At 51.0% G+C, this 21,118-nt stretch carries 15 protein-coding genes and 3 pseudogenes; 9 read left to right on the plus strand and 9 right to left on the minus strand.

Going from position 1 to position 21,118, the window contains the following annotated elements; genetic code table 11:
- Positions 1 to 104 precede the first annotated feature (104 nt).
- The 3 genes from EKL29_RS19710 to EKL29_RS19720 form a co-directional block, all read right to left on the minus strand.
- Positions 105 to 761 (minus strand): hypothetical protein, encoded by a 657-nt coding sequence (locus EKL29_RS19710; protein ID WP_082170603.1) that lies wholly within the window; start codon positions 759 to 761, stop codon positions 105 to 107.
- Positions 762 to 1,133: 372 nt separating this feature from the next.
- Positions 1,134 to 2,981: an ATP-binding protein gene (locus EKL29_RS19715; RefSeq protein ID WP_048785780.1), complete on the minus strand. Its 1,848-nt coding sequence runs from the start codon at positions 2,979 to 2,981 to the stop codon at positions 1,134 to 1,136.
- Positions 2,978 to 4,021, minus strand: a complete 1,044-nt coding sequence (locus EKL29_RS19720; RefSeq protein ID WP_048785789.1) for an SIR2 family protein — start codon at positions 4,019 to 4,021, stop codon at positions 2,978 to 2,980. The genes EKL29_RS19715 and EKL29_RS19720 overlap by 4 nt, the downstream gene beginning before the upstream one ends.
- A 324-nt stretch (positions 4,022 to 4,345) precedes the next feature.
- Here EKL29_RS19720 and EKL29_RS23580 point away from each other — a divergent pair.
- Together EKL29_RS23580 and EKL29_RS19725 are read left to right on the plus strand one after the other, a co-directional pair.
- A pseudogene (locus tag EKL29_RS23580) lies at positions 4,346 to 4,445 on the plus strand (site-specific integrase); the annotation flags it as partial.
- A 68-nt stretch (positions 4,446 to 4,513) separates the two neighbouring features.
- The gene (locus EKL29_RS19725) at positions 4,514 to 5,185 is read left to right on the plus strand and encodes a hypothetical protein (RefSeq protein ID WP_048785778.1); all 672 of its coding nucleotides are present in this window, start codon (positions 4,514 to 4,516) and stop codon (positions 5,183 to 5,185) included.
- Between the two features lie 173 nt (positions 5,186 to 5,358).
- Here EKL29_RS19725 and EKL29_RS19730 read toward each other — a convergent pair whose 3' ends face one another.
- Positions 5,359 to 6,204 (minus strand): tyrosine-type recombinase/integrase, encoded by an 846-nt coding sequence (locus tag EKL29_RS19730; protein WP_409339865.1) that lies wholly within the window; start codon positions 6,202 to 6,204, stop codon positions 5,359 to 5,361.
- 452 nt (positions 6,205 to 6,656) lie between these two features.
- Between EKL29_RS19730 and EKL29_RS23400 the strand changes: the two are divergent.
- A pseudogene (locus EKL29_RS23400) lies at positions 6,657 to 7,159 on the plus strand (OLD family endonuclease); the annotation flags it as partial.
- A gap of 298 nt (positions 7,160 to 7,457) precedes the next feature.
- On the opposite strand, the gene silE reads toward EKL29_RS23400, so the two are convergent.
- From silE to silR, 3 genes are all read right to left on the minus strand, one after another.
- Positions 7,458 to 7,889 carry a silver-binding protein SilE gene (gene silE, locus EKL29_RS19745; RefSeq protein ID WP_048785845.1) on the minus strand — a complete coding sequence of 144 codons (432 nt, stop codon included), beginning with the start codon at positions 7,887 to 7,889 and terminating at the stop codon, positions 7,458 to 7,460.
- Between the two features lie 234 nt (positions 7,890 to 8,123).
- A complete protein-coding gene (locus tag EKL29_RS19750; RefSeq protein ID WP_048785848.1) occupies positions 8,124 to 9,602 on the minus strand; it encodes a Cu(+)/Ag(+) sensor histidine kinase in 1,479 nt (492 codons plus the stop codon).
- Complete coding sequence (gene silR, locus EKL29_RS19755) at positions 9,595 to 10,275, minus strand: copper/silver response regulator transcription factor SilR (RefSeq protein WP_084884211.1); 681 nt, start codon at positions 10,273 to 10,275, stop codon at positions 9,595 to 9,597. The genes EKL29_RS19750 and silR overlap by 8 nt, the downstream gene beginning before the upstream one ends.
- A gap of 188 nt (positions 10,276 to 10,463) precedes the next feature.
- On the opposite strand from silR, the gene EKL29_RS19760 reads away from it, so the two are divergent.
- From EKL29_RS19760 to silP, 6 genes are all read left to right on the plus strand, one after another.
- Positions 10,464 to 11,849, plus strand: a complete 1,386-nt coding sequence (locus EKL29_RS19760) for an efflux transporter outer membrane subunit (protein ID WP_048783333.1) — start codon at positions 10,464 to 10,466, stop codon at positions 11,847 to 11,849.
- A gap of 28 nt (positions 11,850 to 11,877) precedes the next feature.
- The gene (cusF, locus tag EKL29_RS19765) at positions 11,878 to 12,231 is read left to right on the plus strand and encodes a cation efflux system protein CusF (RefSeq protein ID WP_048783335.1); all 354 of its coding nucleotides are present in this window, start codon (positions 11,878 to 11,880) and stop codon (positions 12,229 to 12,231) included.
- 91 nt (positions 12,232 to 12,322) lie between these two features.
- The gene (locus tag EKL29_RS19770; protein WP_048783337.1) at positions 12,323 to 13,615 is read left to right on the plus strand and encodes an efflux RND transporter periplasmic adaptor subunit; all 1,293 of its coding nucleotides are present in this window, start codon (positions 12,323 to 12,325) and stop codon (positions 13,613 to 13,615) included.
- 10 nt (positions 13,616 to 13,625) lie between these two features.
- Complete coding sequence (gene silA / locus EKL29_RS19775) at positions 13,626 to 16,772, plus strand: Cu(+)/Ag(+) efflux RND transporter permease subunit SilA (RefSeq protein ID WP_084884208.1); 3,147 nt, start codon at positions 13,626 to 13,628, stop codon at positions 16,770 to 16,772.
- 86 nt (positions 16,773 to 16,858) lie between these two features.
- Positions 16,859 to 17,299, plus strand: coding sequence for a DUF411 domain-containing protein (locus tag EKL29_RS19780; RefSeq protein WP_048785320.1), 441 nt, complete (start codon positions 16,859 to 16,861; stop codon positions 17,297 to 17,299).
- Between the two features lie 117 nt (positions 17,300 to 17,416).
- Positions 17,417 to 19,858: an Ag(+)-translocating P-type ATPase SilP gene (gene silP, locus EKL29_RS19785; RefSeq protein WP_048785322.1), complete on the plus strand. Its 2,442-nt coding sequence runs from the start codon at positions 17,417 to 17,419 to the stop codon at positions 19,856 to 19,858.
- A 149-nt stretch (positions 19,859 to 20,007) separates the two neighbouring features.
- Here the strand turns inward: silP and EKL29_RS19790 are convergent.
- A pseudogene (locus tag EKL29_RS19790) lies at positions 20,008 to 20,286 on the minus strand (DNA polymerase V subunit UmuC); the annotation flags it as partial.
- 8 nt (positions 20,287 to 20,294) lie between these two features.
- Entirely contained in the window at positions 20,295 to 20,717 is a 423-nt protein-coding gene (gene umuD / locus EKL29_RS19795) for a translesion error-prone DNA polymerase V autoproteolytic subunit (protein ID WP_048785327.1), read from the minus strand.
- Between the last annotated feature and the right edge of the window lie 401 nt (positions 20,718 to 21,118).

Genomic DNA, 21,118 nt, shown 5'->3' on the forward strand with positions numbered 1-21,118 from the left:
TGCGGGTGCCTACGCGGGACCCATCTGGATTTAAAGAGCGGGGGGCCTCAAGCACACTCTGTATATAAATATACGCCCTTGCTCTTTTTTGAGCAACTTATTATTCAGCGTCCGGCAGATCCGAACAGACAGGCACCGCAGATACTGGCACGGGGAATGGTCTGCCGGATTAGCTCAGCAGCCGTGACCATGGTTGTGCCGGTTGCCAGGAGGTCATCGACAAGCAGTACACGTAATGTAGTAAGGCTTAACGCACCCGCATTGATTTTGAGTGGGGTGAAAACGTGCCGGAACACGACGGGAATATCTTTCAGGGAAAATGCACCGTGGAAACCTGCAGACTGCAGCTGTTTACCGATCCTGAAAGCGAGACGCTTATGATCCGCCACATCAATGTCAGCCCGATCCAGCATGGTGAGTGCTTCCTCCACCGTAATTTTCCTGAAGACGTTTCCCAGGTGTGGAGCTGAAAATTTACGCGCAAATCGTGTTGCGACCATCGCACTCAGGGGATGGGAAGAGGGCATTGAGATCACCGCGTCGTAACCGTCAGTGTCCCGGTTCGCAATGTCGTCAAGAATAACGTCAAAGCTCCTGCTGAGGTGCAGGATACTGGCAAGATCGGTCGTTAATCCCTGCTTGCCTTTGAGAGCATAAATAATAGGGCAGTTATCACCCAGCATTTTCAGCCGGCGATCGCGCTGGAGCTTCGCAGAAGCCAGTCGTCTTCTGAATACGGACCAGATCCTCAATTCCCCCACCCATTCTTCGGTAGGATTACCTGCCGGTTCCGTCACGAGCCAGTCTTTACAGGCATGATCAACAACTACGTGTGTTCCATGAATGACTAATCCCACTGTCCCGTTCCTGTCCTGATGAGGCCTGCAATGATTATGTGAATGCCGTCCGTTTTAACTGAATTTCATGTGTCTATGCAACTCACTGCCGCTTTTGGGGCCATCAGCGTGTGCGTGCATCATTAGGGGGGAGCCGCCAGGTCCCCAATTTTCAATCCCAGTCGGCCGGGAAAGATAACTTACCGGAGGTAATCGTGCCGGGATAGGAATATGACATTCATGGCGCCGTAAGTGCTTTTCGCAAAACCTGTCAGCGTGGGACTGCCTGTCCAGCAGTCAGAATTTAAGCCCCCCGCCGTCATTCGCCTCTGGTTCGGGCTCCATCAAATCCTTAAAGGAAATGGTATGACTTCTGGGTTTCTGTTCTGGTGGAAGTTCAGCAACCCTGAGTTTCAACGGCATGGGACTTACGATGCCACTGAATATACATGTCCCTGTGGAAAGGGTAGGGATGGACTCTTCTGTCAGTCGGTCTATGTATGAGACGGACTTTTCGATGGCATAAAGATCGTTCTGGTTAATGAGACGATGAATAAAGTAGTTGTGCGCCTGTGAAATAATGGTGGATGAAATGTCATTAGGCCGCTGGCTGGAGATAGTGACAAATACTCCGAACTTGCGTCCTTCTTTAATTATTTCTTCGAAAGTTTCGAGCCGGTAGTCTTTCCAGCTCTCAGTTTCGCGGAAGGAGGTGTTAGACAATATATTATGAGCTTCATCAATAATGAGGTGGAGGGTAGAGGGGATCAAGGATAGTTTTTTTAAATTATAAGCCCATTTTGCCAGAAGGAGCGGTAATGTTTTTTTCATGGTTATATTTACCATGTTAAGATTTACGACGGAAAAGTTCTTCTCGTTCCAGAAATCCCGTTTTCCCGACGTGTCAAATATCTTTGCAATATCTTTCCGGTTTGCATTCATTCTGTTTATGACGGGAGATATATGCTCAGGATTAGACTTGTTAGATAAGTATTCCTGTATTAGCTGGAGATACATAAAGTCAAGAAGATCTTCAATCATATCAACCTTGAATTGAAAATCGCAAGCCAATCTGAAGATATACGATCGCTCGGTATCGACTTCAGCATTAAATATGTTTCCGCCTATCAATCTCCACTTACAGGCAACGGAATGAAACTCCAGGTCAGCTATCAGTTCTTGGTCATCTTTAAAAATAGGCCCAAAAAGCTGATTGACAATATCACATTTTGCCTTATCACCACTAAAGAGATTTTGTCTGACTTTTTTCTTAAGAATATTTCGAATAAACTGAAGTGGATCCTCGCTGCTCATCACTTTATGGCGAAAATCAATAACCCGTTTCAGAAATGGCTTCTGTGTTTTATCCGTCGCATCGGTCAGAACGGAAAGCATGTCATGTTCCAGCAATACCTCTCTGGGAAGAGGAAGCTTATCGCCGTTTGCATGATGCGTATTCAGATTATACACCATCTTCTCAGCTGTGATACAGTCCGGAGCGGTATATTCTCCGTTAAAGTCAAATAGGATAAATTTACATCTTTCTTTATAACGCTCGCCAAGCATGCGCTTTATCTGAGCCGTTCCGGCTTTATAAATTGCGGCCAACGTGTTGGATTTTCCGCTGCCGGTGTTACCGAAAATGGCAATATGCGAGTTAATCAACCCGTTGACCGGCAGCGCGATCTCGATATCTTCAAGATCCGTGCGGGTGAATAACATCACCGTTTCATCTGCGTCTGCTATCTGATGAACGGTCTGTATCATTTCCTCCGTCACCACAAAGGCCTCGTTGCCGATAAGAGGAAGCTCACGCGAACCGCCGGTGAACCTCCCCCCGCGATCAATGTATCCCGTGAGCGTTGCCGTCAGGTAACGCCGGTATCGCCAGGTATCGCTGCCGCTGCCAGAGGGGTGCTTTTCCTCGATTATCTTTTCTGCTTCCACTTTACCAATCAGGCTCATAAAGCCTTTTTTAATCTCAATGAAGCTGCCTACTGACACGTTCCTCAGGACTTTTCCCTGATAAAACAGGTCGCTGAGATTTTTATTTTTATCCACCAGAATAGTAACTGCGCGTCCGGAGACCTCGCAGACTTCGCCGATGCGCAATACTGCTTCCTCATCGGTAAAATGTCCGCTCATCTTGCCCCTCCCAGATAGCAGGTAATAATGTTATTCATTGCCGGGAAATCCAGGTTTCCACCGGGACGGTAAATAACTTCGACATTGGAATAATCACGGAATTTTTCCATGAACCCCTCGGTACTGGCCTCATTAAAAGCAAAGATTAACAGCTTGAGCGTCGCATTACGCAGGGCTTTCCTGGTGAGCGTTTCAAGATGCTCGTCTGCAAAGGAAAAACCAAATACAGCCAGCAAAGTAGCTTCTTTATCCAGCTCGTTTGAATAGGTTCTCAATAAATCGTAATAAACGTTTTCTAACAGCGTTTCTTTAAATTTTTCTTTTCGGGGTAAAATTAATTTATGAGACAGTACCCAGGCCTTTTTCGCTTCTTCATTTTTGAAAGCCAGTGGTTCAAAAGGCGGGAGTTCATAAATGATTTTGTTGTTTTCATTTAGCCAAGATAAAGAGCCGTGCATTTTTATCAGATTAATAGTCGGGAGCTCGACCTTGTAATTGTACAGATTGCCTGTTGCGTTTATTGTGTGATAAAAACTCCCGCCATCAAATGAGCATCCCCCCCATAAATCCGCGCGCTTACTGAAACCATCATTCAGCACAACATTACTGTTCCTTATCGAGGCATCCTCGATGAACAGGTCATAATTCGTTGTGAAGATATTAATACGTCTTGGCAAGAGCCCGGTTCGCCTGCGGGTCAGTATTTTCTCAAGCGAAGAAATAAACTTATCGTAATTCCCCCGGGTGGTGCTGATGTTCTGTTCAAATTCTGGAGTGACTATTACTTTCCCTTTCCGCCCAAGCAGGTATTCATGCGGACGCCACACTGTACCTAAAAATTCTGCAGCTTTATTAAAATAATTTTCTTCATCATCTTTATTGATGAGCTCCTGCAATTCGTTTTCGATATTTCCCAGCACTGAAATCGCCGGAAGCGATGCCCCGGACCCGATAAGAAAGTTGATGTTGGCTGACTGGAAGACCCGCTCGAAGTAGTCCAGGTCGTTATCATTACCGTAATAGGCGCGCTTGACTGCCATCTGAACCATCCCTGATGCATTAGGATTAATCTGTATCCTTCATCTTAACGCTGCGCTGAACACTTTGACATCACTTCTTCGTTACCTTGGCATTACCCCAATTATACCAAACGGCGGGATCGGGCCCGCAAGCCTTGCGCCGCGCGGGTTTGCGCGGTTTTACGCAGAAAAAGGATCCTTTACGTGGTTTGGATAACCCTCTATATTGCGGGTAAAACCAAATTTCGGATCCAGTCTGCGCGATTTATTGATCTGGCTCCGGCCGCGCCGGTGCGGGAGAATAGCCGGATAAATGCACAGACAACGCTACGTGAAAATTAACGCATGAACAGCCTCCATTCCCCTGCAGAATTCACCAGAACGCGTCACCGCGCTGGCCTTCGCCCCGGGCGCGGATTTTGTGGTCACGGTGACGCGGCAGAGGGAAGGTGCTAAGCGCGTTTTATATCTGTTATATTAATTTTATTTCAGTGAATTAAGGCCCCCGACCCAATGTTCAACCTGTTCGGATGGATCCCCCTAACAATCAGAAACCACCCTGTCATAACATGGATTGTCTGGAGCGCTGCTCTGGCCACCGTTTCGACCATTATCACTTCAGAGGTGCTGAATAACACTACATTGGCTGAAATGAAGGTACGCAACGAAGGGCTGACTTCAGATATTGCATACTTACGTGAAGAGAACCGGACTGCGCAGAGTCGCTACGATGCGGCGCAGGCAAGCCGTGAAGAGACTATCAGTAAGCGGGTCGCCGAGCTGTCAGCCGGCTATCGGGAGAACGTTAAAAGCCTTGAGGAGCGGAATGAAAAGCTCATGCTGGAGAATGCTGATCTGAAAAGCACGCTCAGTGCGCTGAGCAGCGGAGAACGCCGGCAGGAGATGGAACGCAAGGAAGCCCGGATCAGCAAACTGAGCGCCGCCCTTGCGCTGAACAACCGACAGATTGCTGAGGTTCAGAAACTGCTCTATGAGACCAGCGCCAGCGCCGGCTACGACAGAGCAGCGTGTGGAAAGGAAAGTACAAATGTTTATTCAAACATCTGCGAGCAGGCTTCAATGCAGGAATCACAGGTCCGGGCTTTGCAGGAAAAAATCAGCCTGCTTGAAAGACAGGGCAAAAATCTGAGCGACCAGATGACGGCACTCGAAGGGAAAGAGTGACAGCCGCCTGCTGCAGGCCGGCCCGGGAACATTCCGCATCCACGAATTCTGGCCGATCTGAAGCGCGATAAAGCTCGACAGATCCTGACTCCGCTAATTGTAAAACAACCCCGGACGGACCCGGATCCGCCGTGCTGCTTTCAGGAAAACAGCCCCCGGCCATGGACAAGGGATCAACGAAATGAGGGCTGACCGGGCAGCAGGAGCCGGCCGGCTTCGTCCGGATCCATGGAGAACCGGACGCCGAGCTGGCGGGTGACGTCCAGCGCGAACACCCGCGTGTACCACTCGGTGGACTTCGCGTCCTTATGGCCCATCAGCGTCTGAATGACCTTCTGCGGCACCTGGTGCTGCACGAGGTGCATCGCAAACGAGTCCCGGAACGTCTTGGGCGTCACCGGCCGGATGGAAAACGTCACACCGTCACGCGCCGCGGCCGTCACGGCCTGGCTTATCCAGCTGCGCGCGGTGTCCTCGCTCCGGATATCCCAGAGTCGGGCGCCCGGTGCCAGCTGCGCCGTCGCAAACCACTCCCTTAAGCGCTGCACGAAGCCCGGATCGGTGAGCGGCACCGCGCGCGGCGGGTTGTCACGAATTTCCGCCTCTGTTTCGCGCTCCGCCCGCTGCTCCTCCTTCGTCGGGCGGCCGCGCCGGCGGCTACGGCTGCGCGCGGCCTCTTCCAGCCGGCGCTGCTTGAGGGTGCGCAGCACCACGAACGGCGAAGAAAGCGGCGCGCCGGTCAGCGAATCGTCCAGCACAAAATCTTCCTTCGTCAGCGGCAGAATTTCATTCAGCCGCCCGCCGGTGTTCCAGAGCGCGTCAATAAAGAGGCGCTTTTTCAGGTCGGGCACCTTCGAGAGCAGCACGGCCACCTCGGGGGCGAGCAGGTAGCGCGGCATGTCGGTGCCGTAGGCAGCGGCCAGGTTACGCAGGGCCACGGCGCTCTCATAGTCAAAGTAGCGTGCGGCGCCGGATCCGGTCACGTTCTGACCAGTGACGTCGCTACGTGAAATCTGCACGACCTCTCGGGGTAAAGTACTCAAATTTTCATTCTCCGTTGCCTGGCGTCATGGAACGTATTTTCCCCTGTCTGTCCAGCGAAAACCACGGGAATAAATCGATCTGGTCTGGATCCGTTTCGGATCGGTTTTTCGGCTTTTCTCCCGTATGCGGAGAATAACCTGGATGTCCGGAAATAAAAAGGCGTGGGCCCCGGCGCGTTTCGGGCGTGGAAAAGAGGGTAAGTGTCTGCCGGGTAAGGGAATAGAGAAAAAACGGCGCCGGCGGGATCGTACCAGGCACTCTTGGCTACATGCCTGGTAGGTAAGGCATTAGGAAAATAAAGAAGACAACAACCGTGAGCTTAGCGGAATCTGGCGAGGTTTTAACCCCTGCGACTTTCTCAGATTTCATGTAGCGACACCTGCTCGTTATCTGCTCATATTCACTTGGGTCATCACAGCAGGACTGTCTGTGCTACTCAAAAATAAAAAATTTTAGTAGGAAAATAAATAAAGCGGAAATAAAAAATTGATGAGGAAATGATCACTGTTATCCGGCGCACTGACTTCGGTAAATACGCAATTTTTGAAGCTGTGGATATTTTTAAGCGGAAAGGATTAAGGCTGACCGAAATGACATGAACTGCTTCAGCATGAGGGAGGCTGCGACCCGTTTTAAATCGCATGTGAGTTTGATGATCTGCCGGAGTTTGTTTTTATCGACGAACGCGTGCAGACAATACTTGCTGCTGAACACCTTTTCAATAAAGACGTTAATTTCACGATCGTAGAATCCTTTAAAGCCACAACTACAGGTAAATCGGAACAGACCTGCATCCGCTGTCTGCATCTTGCGCAGAAACTCCTGAGAAATTAATTGGGGATGAACATGGCTGAGCTCAGGGCCGAGCGAAAAACCGTTGAAGAAAATGTGGCAGATAAACACACTGCATCCTTATGGCTCCAGAATATTTAGAATGCAGCCGCCTCTATGACTGTGCGAAAATTTACGAGATATCGACATGCAGATTACCCCGTGTGACGCATCTTCATTTCAGAATTTTCAGCAGAATTAGCAGGCATGGGTAACATTAAAATAACCAGGAGGGATGTTTTGATTTTCATGCAATTAATCCTTATTCAGGTTGATAAAGGATAATTGTAGCTGAGAGGAATAAAAAGCCCCCGTGCGGGGGCGAAATGCAGCAGCATGTCCGGTTAAGGGAATAACTATTAAGGAAAGGGTAACAGCACCCATACTACAATGGCACTCAGCCAGCGTTGATCATGCGGCGATGCGCTTCAGCCATCGCCTGGTGTGCCCCGGACTGGCCGTTATTCATGGTTTCATGGGCAACGGCTGCTCTTTCATGTTCATTCATCGCTGCGAGCGAGGCTGACGGGTGGGTATCGTTGACGGCAATGTTTCCCATCATCTTTTGATGGTTTTCAGCCATTTTCTGGTGGGCTTCCGCAGAGCCATTATTCATGGTTTTATGAGCAATTATGGCCTTTTCATGCTGATTCATTCCGGTCATCCGGGAGGGCTCCCCCTGGATAGCAGATGGGACAGAAGCTGACTGTATCTGGTGAGCCGAAGCCTGGGTATTGTTGAAACGATCGTGAATATTCACAGTTTGAGCGGCCCATGACGCAGATACCACGCCAAAACCTAAAAAAGTTGCAAGTACAATTTTTTTCATGATAATTCTCCATTCCTGAATTAGTGATGTCCGGTTACTGAAGTCAGCGCATCCAGTGACAAACAGAATATTGTTTCGCTGAACCTGTTTACCGGGTGGCCGGCTGTATATTCATAACGGGAATATTTCCTGACAAGTAATACAGCCTTCCTGAGAAGTTGCACTAACTATATCGAATGACTTCTGTTTGCCACGTGACAGGCTGATGACAACTTTGTCATTTATTCCTTTAAATTACGATTGTGGGGTGGCATTCATTATTTTTTCAAGCCTTGGCACTGATAATATGAAACGTGTCGAGCGTATATCCGATTCCACATGGACCCTGCCGTGATGCGCTTCCACGATTGACTTTACAATAGCAAGCCCTATTCCACTGCCTTCATCTTTCCGTTGCCTGGAAGGATCCACACGATAAAAGCGGTCAAAAAGCCTTGATAAATGTTCTTCAGGAATTGGTTTCCCGGGATTTTCAATCATGAGTTCGAAATAATTTTCCTGTTCCTTTATCGATACGGTTACCGCATTACCTTCCGGCGTATAGCGCAGGGCATTAGAGAGCAGATTGTTGATGGCGCGTCTGAACATCTGGGGATCACCTTCGATAAGGCAATGCATCCCGTTGAATTTCAATGTGATGTTCCGTTCCTCCGCCCAGGCGTCGAAGAAATCGAAGACTTTGATGATCTCCGCACTCAGGTCAAACATGACCCAGTTCGGGCTCAGCTGATTATTATCCGCCTGCGCCAGGAAAAGCATATCGCTGACCATCTTGGTCATCCGGTTATACTCCTCAAGACTGGAGTAGAGGACATCCTCAAGCTCCTTCTGCGTCCGGTCCTGACTCAGTGCAATTTCAGTTTGCGTCACGAGATTAGTAATCGGAGTTCTGATCTCGTGTGCAATATCGGCAGAAAAATTGGCCTGTCGGGTAAAAACATCCTCGATTTTCTCAATCATGTGATTGAAAGAGACGACCAACTGCTCCAGCTCAATAGGAACACGTGAGGGTTCCAGCCGCGCATCAAGATTTTCCGAGGTGATATTTTTAATGGCATTACTGACGTTACGCAGGGGCAGGTGTCCCTGACGAACAGCAATGCGGATGATGAGCACAATCAGCAGACTTATCGCCACAGCAATTGCAATCAGATTCTTTTTCAGTGCGTCGAGATAGTGAAGATGAAAGTTGATGGAGAGGCCCGTCAGCAGGACATAGTTCTGGCTTTTTCCCTGCAGTGTTGCGGTTCCTGAAGAGGCGATAATCCGGTATGTTTCCATCTTCATGCCTGGCCCGCCGTGCACGGGTCTGACCGGATCTTCCACCGTCCAGAGAAAAACATCCTTCGCGCGACAGTGTGAGCTGAAGTCAGCCGTCTTCATCGCCGGGCGTAATGCCGCTCCCTGTGCCGAACTGAACAGGATATTTCCCTGCGGATCCATCAGCAGAACGGCAACGTTACGGTAACTGGCAATCGACTCCTTTATTTTGCTTATCTTTTTCTCATCGGGATCGGCCGGCGACTGCAGTATGCCGTGCATTGTCGTGCTGATTTGTTGCAGATCGCTGACATCCTGTTCGGCAAAATGATTCTCTACGGAATGCAGCATAAACCATGTAAAGGCGATAAATGCCAGTATCGTGGACAGGCTGATAAAAAAGGTCAGCCGCAGGGCAAGAGAGAAAGGGCGCCTGGAGAGCATTTTACGCATCAGGAACCTCAAGCATGTAGCCCACGCCCCGAACCGTCTGGATAAGCTTCGGCTCGTAATCATTGTCTATCTTAGCGCGAAGCCGCTTTACCGCGACGTCAATGGCGTTCGTGTCACTGTCAAAATTCATGTCCCATACCTGGGAGGCAATCAGAGAGCGCGGGAGAACTTCCCCCTGGTGACGAAGGAAAAACTCCAGCAGACTGAACTCCTTACTGGTCAATAAAATGCGGTTCCCGGCGCGACTTACCTTTCTTGATACAAGATCAATCGTAAGGTCGGCCACCTGAAACTGGCTCTCCGTGATCACCGTATTACCCCGTCGCAGCAGTGTTCGTACCCGGGCGAGAAGCTCAGCAAACGCGAAGGGTTTTACCAGGTAATCATCTGCGCCAAGCTCAAGCCCTTTTACGCGGTGTTCAATCGTGCCGAGGGCTGTCAGTAATAATACCGGCATCCCTTTGCCGGCATTGCGCAGCATACGGATGATATCCCAGCCGTTCACATCAGGCAGCATGATATCCAGGATCACCAAATCATACTCGGCAGTCATGGCGAGATGATAGCCGGTCAGGCCATTATCAGCATGATCGACCACGAATCCTGCTTCAGTCAGCCCCTTGCTGAGGTATTCACCTGTTTTCATTTCGTCTTCAACGATCAGTATTTTCATCTTTCTCTCCGACGGGCAGCTAATGTCATTCTATTGCGCCCGCGACCGTTATCAACGAATGTCAGAATAATGACAACATTGTCATTATTCTGTCACCCGGCAAACAGAGAGCGTTCTGTAAAGTACCCCTATCAATATTCCGGACTTCATTTGAACCCTTTACCAGGTCGGCCTGGACGAGAAGCGTTATGTTCAAATTAAAACTACTTAGCATCAGCACGATATTCATCCTGGCAGGCTGTGTCTCTCTGGCGCCCGAATATCAGCGGCCGGCGGCACCGGTACCCCAGCAGTTCTCCCTGTCCCGCAACAGCCTGGAGCCGACGGTGGCGGGATACCAGGACACCGGATGGAGTAACTTTTTTGCCGATCCCGAGGTTACCAGACTGATCACTGAAGCCCTGACGAATAACCGCGATCTCAGAATGGCCGCCCTCAAAGTGGAAGAGGCCCGGGCTCAGTACAACGTCACGGATGCAGACCGTTATCCTCAGTTAAATGCTTCCTCAGGTATCACTTACAGTGGTGGACTGAAAGGAGATAAAACGCCCCCCCGGGAATACGACGCGGGTCTGACGCTCAGTTACGAGCTCGATTTTTTCGGCAAACTCAAAAATATGAGCGAGTCTGACAGGCAGAACTATTTCGCCAGCGAAGAAGCCCGTCGTGCCGTACATATCCTGCTGGTCTCAAATGTTTCCCAGAGCTATTTCAGTCAGCAGCTGGCTTATGAACAACTTCGTATCGCCCGGGAGACGCTGAAGAATTACGAACAGTCCTATGCGTTCGTTGAGAAACAGCTGGTGACCGGCAGTACAAACGTTCTGGCACTGGAGCAGGCTCGCGGGCAGATAGAAAGTACCCATGCAGAGATCGCCAAGCGAGAAGGCGACCTGGCTCAGGCCAATAATGCCCTGCAGCTGGTACTGGGAACGTATCATGCGTTTCCATCGGAAAAAAAGATGAAAGGCAGTGTGATAAATCCAGTAAAACTGCCACCAAACCTGTCATCGCAAATTTTGCTGCAGCGACCGGATATTATGGAAGCGGAATATCAGCTGAAAGCCGCTGATGCCAATATCGGCGCAGCGCGTGCCGCCTTTTTCCCGTCCATCACGCTGACCAGCGGGCTTTCGGCAAGCAGCACGGAATTGTCCAACCTCTTCACACCGGCGAGCGGAATGTGGAATTTTATTCCGATAATTGACATCCCGATTTTTAATGCCGGCAGAAACAAATCCAATTTGAAACTCGCTGAAATTCGTCAGCAGCAGTCAGTAGTTAATTACGAACAAAAAATTCAGGCAGCATTTAAAGAGGTTGCCGACACGCTTGCGCTGCGGGACAGCATTAATCAGCAACTTGAGGCGCAACAGCGTTATCTTGACTCATTACAGATTACCCTTCAGCGTGCCAGAGGATTATATTCCAGTGGCGCCGTCAGTTATATCGAAGTACTTGATGCAGAACGATCTTTGTTCACCACGCAGCAAGCCATCCTGGATCTTACCTATTCCCGTCAGGTCAATGAAATTAATCTGTTCACTGCGCTGGGAGGCGGTTGGGCAGAGTAAATCTATTTAAATAGTCAGGAAAAATAAAATGCGTAATTCACTTAAAGCGGTTGTATTTAGTGCTCTTTCCGTAATGTTTTCAGCGGGGCTGCATGCAGAAACCCATCAGCACGGCGAAATGAATGCTGCCGGTAATGCCTCAGCACAGCAGATAATTAAAGGAAAGGGTATTGTCAAAGACATTGATCTCAGCAGTAAGAAAATCACGATTTCTCACGAAGCCATCCCGGCGGTTGGCTGGCCTGCTATGACCATGCGTTTCACCTTTGTGAATGCAGACGACAGTATTACGGCCCTGAAAGCGGGCACTCACGTTGACTTTACGTTTGTTCAGCAGAGCAATATCTCTTTACTCAAAAGCATCAACGATACGCAATCCTGATTGACAGTCCGGAGTGAATACAACCTGTGCGCCTGTTAATTAATTATCAGGCGTATATGCCAGGGGTTTTGATTTTTTATCGGAAAATTGTATGGCTTCTTCAAAGATAAAATATGCTGCAATAATTATCAGCAGCCTTATAGCGGGAGGGCTGATATCTGTCACTGCCTGGCAGTTTGTAAATTCCGCACAGGAAACAGGAAAAACAGAACATACCGAAAAGGAACGCAAGGTGCTTTTCTGGTATGACCCAATGAAGCCGGAAACCAAATTTGACAAACCCGGTAAATCCCCCTTCATGGATATGGATCTGGTGCCTAAATATGCTGATGAAAACGAAGATAAAAGCGGCAGAGGGATCCGTATTGACCCGACTCAGGTGCAGAATCTGGGATTAAAAACACAAAAAATTTCCCGAGGGATGCTGAATTATTCTCAGACAATCCCGGCCAACGTCAGTTATAACGAATATCAGTTTGTTATTGTTCAGGCGCGTTCTGACGGCTTCGTTGAAAAAGTCTATCCCCTGACAACAGGCGATCATGTGAAGAAAGGGACGCCGCTTATCGATATCACCATTCCGGAATGGGTGGAGGCGCAGAGTGAGTTCCTCCTGCTGTCCGGTACCGGAGGAACGCCCACGCAACTGAAAGGCGTCCTGGAACGGCTTCGCCTGGCAGGCATGCCGGAAGAGGATATTCAGAGACTGCGTTCCACCCGCAGTATTCAGACCCGGTTTACCATTAAGGCACCTATCGATGGTGTCATTACTGCGTTTGACCTGCGTACGGGTATGAACATTTCAAAAGATAAAGTGGTGGCCCAGATTCAGGGGATGGATCCTGTATGGATCAGTGCGGCAGTCCCGGAATCCATTGCCTATCTGCTGAAAGATACCTCACAGTTTGAAATATCGGTACCGGCTTATCCGGACAAAACATTCCATGTTGAAAAATGGAACATTCTCCCGAGTGCAGATCAGACAACCCGTACGCTGCAGGTACGTCTGCAGGTTACGAACAAGGACGAGCTGCTTAAGCCGGGTATGAATGCGTATCTGAAACTGAATACCCAAAGTCAGGAAATGCTGCTGATACCAAGCCAGGCCGTGATTGATACCGGTAAAGAACAGCGTGTGATCACCGTTGATGAAGAGGGCCGGTTTGTACCGAAACAAATTCACGTTCTGCACGAATCACAGCAACAGTCTGGTATTGGTAGTGGGCTGAATGAAGGCGACACCGTGGTGGTCAGCGGCCTCTTCCTGATTGACTCAGAGGCCAATATTACCGGGGCGCTGGAGCGCATGCGTCATCCAGAAAAGTCGGACGACACAATGCCGGCAATGCTTGGCCAGCCTGAAAATATGCATTCAGGACACTGAGGAGACGACGATGATTGAATGGATTATCCGGCGATCGGTCGCCAACCGTTTCCTTATAATGATAGCAGCCCTGTTTCTCAGCATCTGGGGAGCCTGGACTATCATCAATACCCCCGTGGATGCGCTGCCCGACCTGTCTGATGTGCAGGTGATTATCAAAACCAGCTATCCCGGCCAGGCTCCGCAGATTGTCGAAAACCAGGTCACCTATCCGCTCACCACCACCATGCTGTCGGTACCGGGCGCAAAGACCGTGCGCGGTTTTTCTCAGTTCGGTGACTCCTACGTGTACATCATTTTTGAAGATGGTACCGATCTGTACTGGGCCCGGTCACGCGTTTTGGAATACCTGAACCAGGTTCAGGGCAAGCTGCCTGCCGGTGTCAGTTCTGAAATAGGCCCTGATGCCACCGGTGTGGGCTGGATATTTGAATATGCCCTGGTCGATCGCAGCGGAAAACACGACCTTTCTGAACTGCGCTCCCTGCAGGACTGGTTCCTGAAATTTGAACTGAAAACCATTCCGAATGTTGCAGAAGTGGCGTCGGTGGGCGGCGTAGTGAAGCAGTATCAGATCCAGGTAAATCCGGAAAAACTGGTTCAGTACGGCATCAGCCTGCCCGAAGTTAAGCAGGCACTTGAATCCTCTAACCAGGAGGCCGGAGGCTCATCCGTTGAAATCGCGGAAGCGGAGTACATGGTCAGGGCCAGCGGCTACCTTCAGACCATCGATGATTTCAATAACATCGTTCTGAAAACCGGAGAGAACGGGATTCCGGTTTATCTGCGTGATGTTGCCCGCGTACAGACCGGGCCGGAAATGCGTCGCGGTATTGCCGAGCTTAACGGCCAGGGTGAAGTGGCAGGCGGCGTTGTAATTTTGCGTTCGGGTAAAAATGCGCGCGAGGTCATTACTGCCGTTAAGGATAAGCTGGATACGCTGAAGGCAAGCCTGCCTGAAGGAGTCGAGATCGTCACCACCTACGATCGCAGCCAGTTAATTGACCGGGCCATTGACAACCTCAGTTATAAACTCCTTGAAGAGTTTATTGTTGTTGCCATTGTCTGTGCGCTGTTCCTCTGGCATGTCCGTTCAGCACTGGTGGCGATTATTTCTCTGCCTCTTGGCCTGTGTATCGCCTTTATTATCATGCACTTCCAGGGACTGAACGCCAATATTATGTCGCTGGGGGGGATCGCGATTGCCGTCGGGGCGATGGTGGATGCGGCCATTGTCATGATTGAAAACGCGCATAAACGGCTGGAAGAGTGGGACCATCAGCATCCCGGTGAGGAGATAGATAACGCCACCCGCTGGAAGGTCATCACCGATGCCTCCGTGGAAGTAGGGCCAGCGCTGTTTATCAGCCTGCTGATCATCACCCTGTCGTTCATTCCTATTTTTACCCTTGAAGGGCAGGAAGGACGCCTGTTTGGGCCGCTGGCCTTCACGAAAACGTATTCCATGGCAGGAGCGGCCGCGCTGGCCATCATCGTCATTCCGATCCTGATGGGATTCTGGATCCGGGGAAAAATACCCGCTGAGACCAGTAATCCACTCAACCGGTGGCTGATTAAGGGGTATCACCCCTTACTGCTCAGGGTACTTCACTGGCCAAAAACAACCCTGCTGGTTGCGGCCTTATCCATTTTCACGGTGATCTGGCCAATGAGTCAGGTGGGCGGTGAGTTTCTGCCGAAGATCAATGAGGGAGACCTGCTCTACATGCCGTCAACGCTGCCAGGTGTATCCCCAGCTGAGGCTGCGGCACTCCTGCAGACCACGGACAAGTTAATCAAATCCGTGCCTGAAGTGGCGTCTGTTTTTGGCAAAACCGGTAAGGCAGAGACCGCAACGGATTCCGCTCCACTGGAAATGGTGGAAACAACCATTCAGCTGAAACCTGAAGATCAGTGGCGACCGGGCATGACGATTGACAAGATTGTTGACGAACTGGATAAGACGGTCCGTTTACCGGGTCTGGCAAACCTGTGGGTTCCCCCTATCCGTAACCGTATCGATATGCTCTCGACCGGGATTAAAAGCCCGATCGGTATCAAGGTTTCCGGAACCGTTCTGTCCGATATCGATGCGACAGCACAGAGAATTGAAGCAGTAGCCAAAACCGTGCCGGGAGTGGTGTCTGCTCTGGCAGAGCGTCTGGAAGGCGGCCGCTACATTGATGTTGATATCAACCGGGAAAAAGCATCCCGTTACGGGATGACGGTGGGCGATGTCCAGATGTTCGTTTCCTCAGCCATCGGCGGCGCGACGGTAGGCGAAACGGTGGAAGGCGTGGCCCGCTACCCGATTAATATCCGCTATCCGCAGGATTACCGGAACAGTCCGCAGGCCCTGAGGCAGATGCCGATCCTGACACCGATGAAGCAGCAAATCACCCTGGGGGATGTCGCTGATGTGAGGGTGGTTTCCGGACCGACGATGCTGAAAACGGAAAATGCCCGACCCGCCAGCTGGATCTATATTGATGCCCGCGACCGGGACATGGTGTCAGTGGTAAACGACATCAAGACGGCCATCAGCCAGAAGGTGAAACTGAGACCGGGTACCAGTGTATCCTTTTCAGGGCAGTTTGAATTACTGGAGCATGCCAATAAAAAGCTGAAACTGATGGTACCGATGACGGTGATGATCATTTTCATTCTGTTATACCTGGCGTTCCGTCGCGTTGATGAGACCTTACTCATTCTGATGAGTCTGCCGTTCGCACTCGTCGGTGGAATATGGTTCCTCTACTGGCAGGGCTTCCATATGTCTGTGGCCACCGGCACCGGGTTTATCGCCCTGGCCGGGGTGGCGGCGGAGTTTGGCGTGGTCATGCTGATGTACCTGCGTCATGCCATCGAAGCGCATCCGGAATTGTCCCGTAAGGAGGCGTTTACACCGGAAGGCCTTGATGAAGCCCTTTATCACGGTGCCGTGCTGCGTGTCCGGCCGAAAGCCATGACCGTGGCGGTGATAATTGCGGGTCTTCTGCCCATACTCTGGGGAACCGGCGCCGGTTCAGAGGTCATGAGCCGTATTGCGGCGCCGATGATTGGCGGGATGATCACTGCTCCCCTGCTGTCACTGTTCATTATTCCTGCCGCCTACAAATTAATCTGGCTGCGCAGACATAAAAAAAACGTGTCTTAATCCTGAAAGGGCACCCCGGGTGGGTTCCCTTCTGAACAAATTCGTGTGAACGACACGATTTATATCGCTAATTTACCGAGGTGAGTATGAATAAAGTGGTGTTAGTGGCTCTGGCTCTCGGCCTGTCACTGCCGGCAATCGCAAGTGAAAAAGTCATAGATATGTACAAGTCAGAACACTGTGGGTGCTGTTTCTTATGGGGCAAGGCGATGGAAAAAGACGGGTTTAAAGTGCGAACGCACGTCATGAACGATCAGGCGCTGTCAGCCCTGAAAGAAAAGTATTCTGTTCCGGCAGGACTACGCAGCTGTCATACAGCGGTTGCAGGCAAGCTGGTCATCGAAGGCCATGTCCCGGCGACGACGATACATCAGGCAATGCAGTCAGGTTCGGGCATTTACGGTCTCGCCACACCCGGCATGCCCGCAGGCAGTCCGGGAATGGAGATGGGCGACCGAAAAGAGGCTTACAATGTTATGGCCTTTGCCCCGGATGGAAGTCAGAACGTCTTCCAGAGAATCGAATAGACGCTGATAACGGGACGCCGGCATCATCCGGTCTGATGCCGGCATTATTCGTGGTAATCGCATCCGTGACATACTCTGTAGATATGAGACGCTCAGGTGTGCATAAGGAAAATTACTGTGAAAAATGATAATGCAGTGACACACGATCACCAGCCTGCTTCTGAACAGACGCGATCCGCAGACGCCAGTCAGTCAGTGCGTAAGGTAAGGGACCCCGTGTGCAGAATGTCCATCCTGCCGGAAAAGGCGCACAGCAGCATCAGATTCCATGACCATCAGTTTTACTTCTGCTCTGCCAGCTGCGAGAGCAAATTTTCAGCCCATCCCGATCATTATCTGAGCGGAAACGCCAATGAAGCCTCCCATCATCATGAAGCTAGCCCTGAAAGGGTAAAACCGTCATACCGGCAGAGTGAGAAAACGATGTCTGACGGCGTGTGGACATGTCCGATGCATCCGGAGATACGTCGCAGTGGTCCCGGAAGTTGCCCCGTTTGTGGAATGGCGCTGGAACCGCTTGTTGCCACAGCATCCACGGGCCAGGGTGATGAACTTCGCGACATGACCAGACGCTTCTGGCTGGGATTGCTGTTGACGTTACCGGTTCTGGTGCTCGAAATGGGATCCCATTTGTTTCCGCGAATGATGCAATTACTGCAGCCACAGTACAACGTCTGGCTGCAGTTGCTTCTGGCCACTCCGGTGGTGTTGTGGTGCGGATGGACATTCTTCTCGCGTGCCGGAGCCTCGCTACGTAACCGCTCGCTGAACATGTTTACTCTCGTTGCAATGGGCACGGGAGTAGCCTGGGTGTACAGCGTCATCGCCACGATCTTTCCCTCTCTTTTTCCTGCGTCCTTCAGGATCATGAATGGCCAGGTTGCCGTGTACTTTGAAGCGGCCTCCGTTATCACGGTGCTGGTCCTGCTGGGGCAGGTTCTTGAATTACGGGCAAGGGAACAAACGTCAGGCGCCATTACCGCGTTGCTGAACCTCGCCCCCAAAACAGCCAGACGTCTGGATCCTGATGGCCATGAGACGGATATCAAAGCAGAAGACGTCCTGCCTGGCGATAAACTCCGTATCAGGCCTGGAGAGAGTGTTCCGGTTGATGGCATCGTGCTCGAAGGCCGTACCACCGTGGATGAATCGATGGTAACCGGGGAATCAATGCCGGTTACCAAAACGGAAAATGACCGCGTTATCGGAGGGACCATAAATCAGACCGGTAGCCTCATCATGCAGGCGGAGAAAGTCGGTGATGAAACAATGCTGTCCCGTATTGTAAAGATGGTCGCTGATGCGCAACGCTCACGCGCGCCCATTCAGAGAATGGCTGACAGTGTCTCGGGATGGTTTGCTCCCCTGGTAATACTCATTGCAGCCGTCACGTTTGTGGTCTGGGCTGTCTGGGGGCCTGAACCCAGGGTAGCGCACGGTCTGATAGCCGCGGTTTCGGTCCTGATTATCGCTTGTCCCTGTGCGCTGGGACTGGCCACACCCATGTCGATAATGGTGGGGGTGGGCAAAGGGGCCCAGTCAGGGGTTTTAATCAAAAACGCTGAATCCCTGGAACGCCTTGAAAAAGTGAACACTCTGGTTGTCGATAAAACCGGCACGCTCACGGAAGGTGCGCCCTCGGTGACTGGTATAATCAGCCTGATACCGGGCGGCGAAGAGGCTCTGTTACGAGTGACGGCCGCCGTAGAAAAAGGATCACAGCATCCGCTGGGTATGGCAGTGGTCAACGCCGCACGTGAAAAAGGGATCACGGTACCGACAGTCAGTGATTTTAATGCCCCGTCAGGTAAAGGGGTCTCAGGGCATGTTGAAGGGCAACGGGTTATTATTGGTAATGAGCTGGCCATGCAGGATAACAGTATCGTTATTGATAACCAGAAGACCACTGCGGATGCCTTGCGCAGGGAAGGCGCAACCGTTATCTATGTGGCGAAAGACGGGCAGCTTGCCGGCCTGATCGCTATTTCGGATCCCCTTAAAGCAACCACGCCCGAGGCACTTAAGGCCTTACGTGGGGCGGGTATCCGTATTGTCATGCTGACAGGGGATAACCAGCTTACTGCTGAAGCCGTGGCGCATAAGCTCGGAATAGAAGAGGTCGAAGCCGGGGTTTTACCTGATGGTAAAAAAGCAGTGATTAGTCGGCTGAAAGCAACAGGCCATGTGGTGGCGATGGCGGGTGACGGCGTGAACGATGCACCTGCACTCGCGGCTGCTGACGTGGGGATTGCGATGGGTACGGGGACTGACGTGGCAATAGAGAGCGCCGGCATCACGCTTCTTAAAGGTGACCTGATGATGCTGAACAGGGCTCGCCATCTGTCCGAGATCACCATGAAAAATATCCGGCAGAATCTGTTTTTTGCCTTTATCTACAATGCCATCGGAGTGCCCGTGGCCGCAGGTCTGCTTTATCCGGCGTATGGCATATTGCTCTCGCCGGTAATTGCGGCAGCGGCTATGGCCCTTTCTTCCGTCAGTGTTATCGTTAATGCGTTACGTCTGAGAAGTATCAGGCTCGGCAAAGAAGGGCATTAATTAGTGCGCATTTGCTGACAGAAGGAGACCGTTATGAAAGTACCACTTATGCCGAGGTTGCAGTAGTCGAGCTCGCGGCATTTGTGCTTTTACGTTAGCACTGCTCACATCTGGTCGGCTACTGGGCTTATCTTTTACTGCTGATCCGGGGGGGATATTTCTTCCAGCGCCATCATTACGCGCTGGCTGAGGCTGTGATAAAGCCCGTAATTTGAGCTGAACACGTAAACCCGTTCCTGAAAATTCTGCGTCTTAATCTGGAACCATGTGGTGCCCATTTTTATTCCCAGCGCTTTTGCGCCAGCGCTGCGGGCGAGCACGCATCCATCATTGTTACTCAGCACCACCACAGGCTTCCCCCTCAGGTCGGGGCGGAATAAGGCTTCACAGCTGGCATAAAACGAATTTACGTCGGCAAGGCCAAACACAGGCATAGCTACCTCCGGCGTGCGCGCGTGCTGTTAAAAAACCATGTGACCACGCTGAGCAGCTGCAGCTCTTCAGGATAGATAATGGAATAAGACGGATTCATTGGCAGAAGTGCGAGCCGCGGGAACAGCTGAAGACGTTTGACTGTGAACTCACCATTTACCTCAGCAATAACGATATCCCCGTGGGTGGCTTCCTCTGCGCGATCAACCACCATGACGTCGCCATCACACAATCCCAGATCGCGCATACTGTGTCCGCTGGCACGTACGAAGAACGTTGATGCTCGTCGGCGTATGCAAAGCTCATTGAGATCGAGTTCTTTCTCCACGTAATCCTGAGCAGGGGAGGGGAAGCCAGCTGCGCAGGGCTCCGCATAGAGCGCTACGCGGACAGGCGGTGTGAAGACCGGTGGCCAGAGTAAGGTCAGGCCCTGTGCATAACGGCCCGGTTCATAATCCCGGCCCCCGGATGTACTGCCGTATAACGGTAATTGCGTTTGAACAGACCATAGAAATCCTCCTCTTAATTATACTGTTTATGCGCACAGCATTAATGAGGCAGTTTTATCTGGCAAGCAGAGCGAAACGGCTGCAGGCATTTAACCTGCTCATCTGTATGAAGGGTGACCGCTTTATTTCTTTTTGGCGCTGAACATTCACACACCATAAGCAAGTGGGGCAAATGTACGCAAGGCCCGGCGGTGTCTTGCATACCCTGCAGGGTAAACGATCAGGTTCTGATTCTGAGGTATGTGAGAACAAAAAAAGCAATGACTCGCCAGGGCGAGCCACTGAAAGACAGGAAGGTAACTTATACGGCGCATATACT

Origin of the sequence: Pantoea sp. YU22, from assembly GCF_003970755.1 — a bacterium.
Taxonomy (GTDB): Bacteria; Pseudomonadota; Gammaproteobacteria; order Enterobacterales; family Enterobacteriaceae; genus Pantoea; species Pantoea piersonii.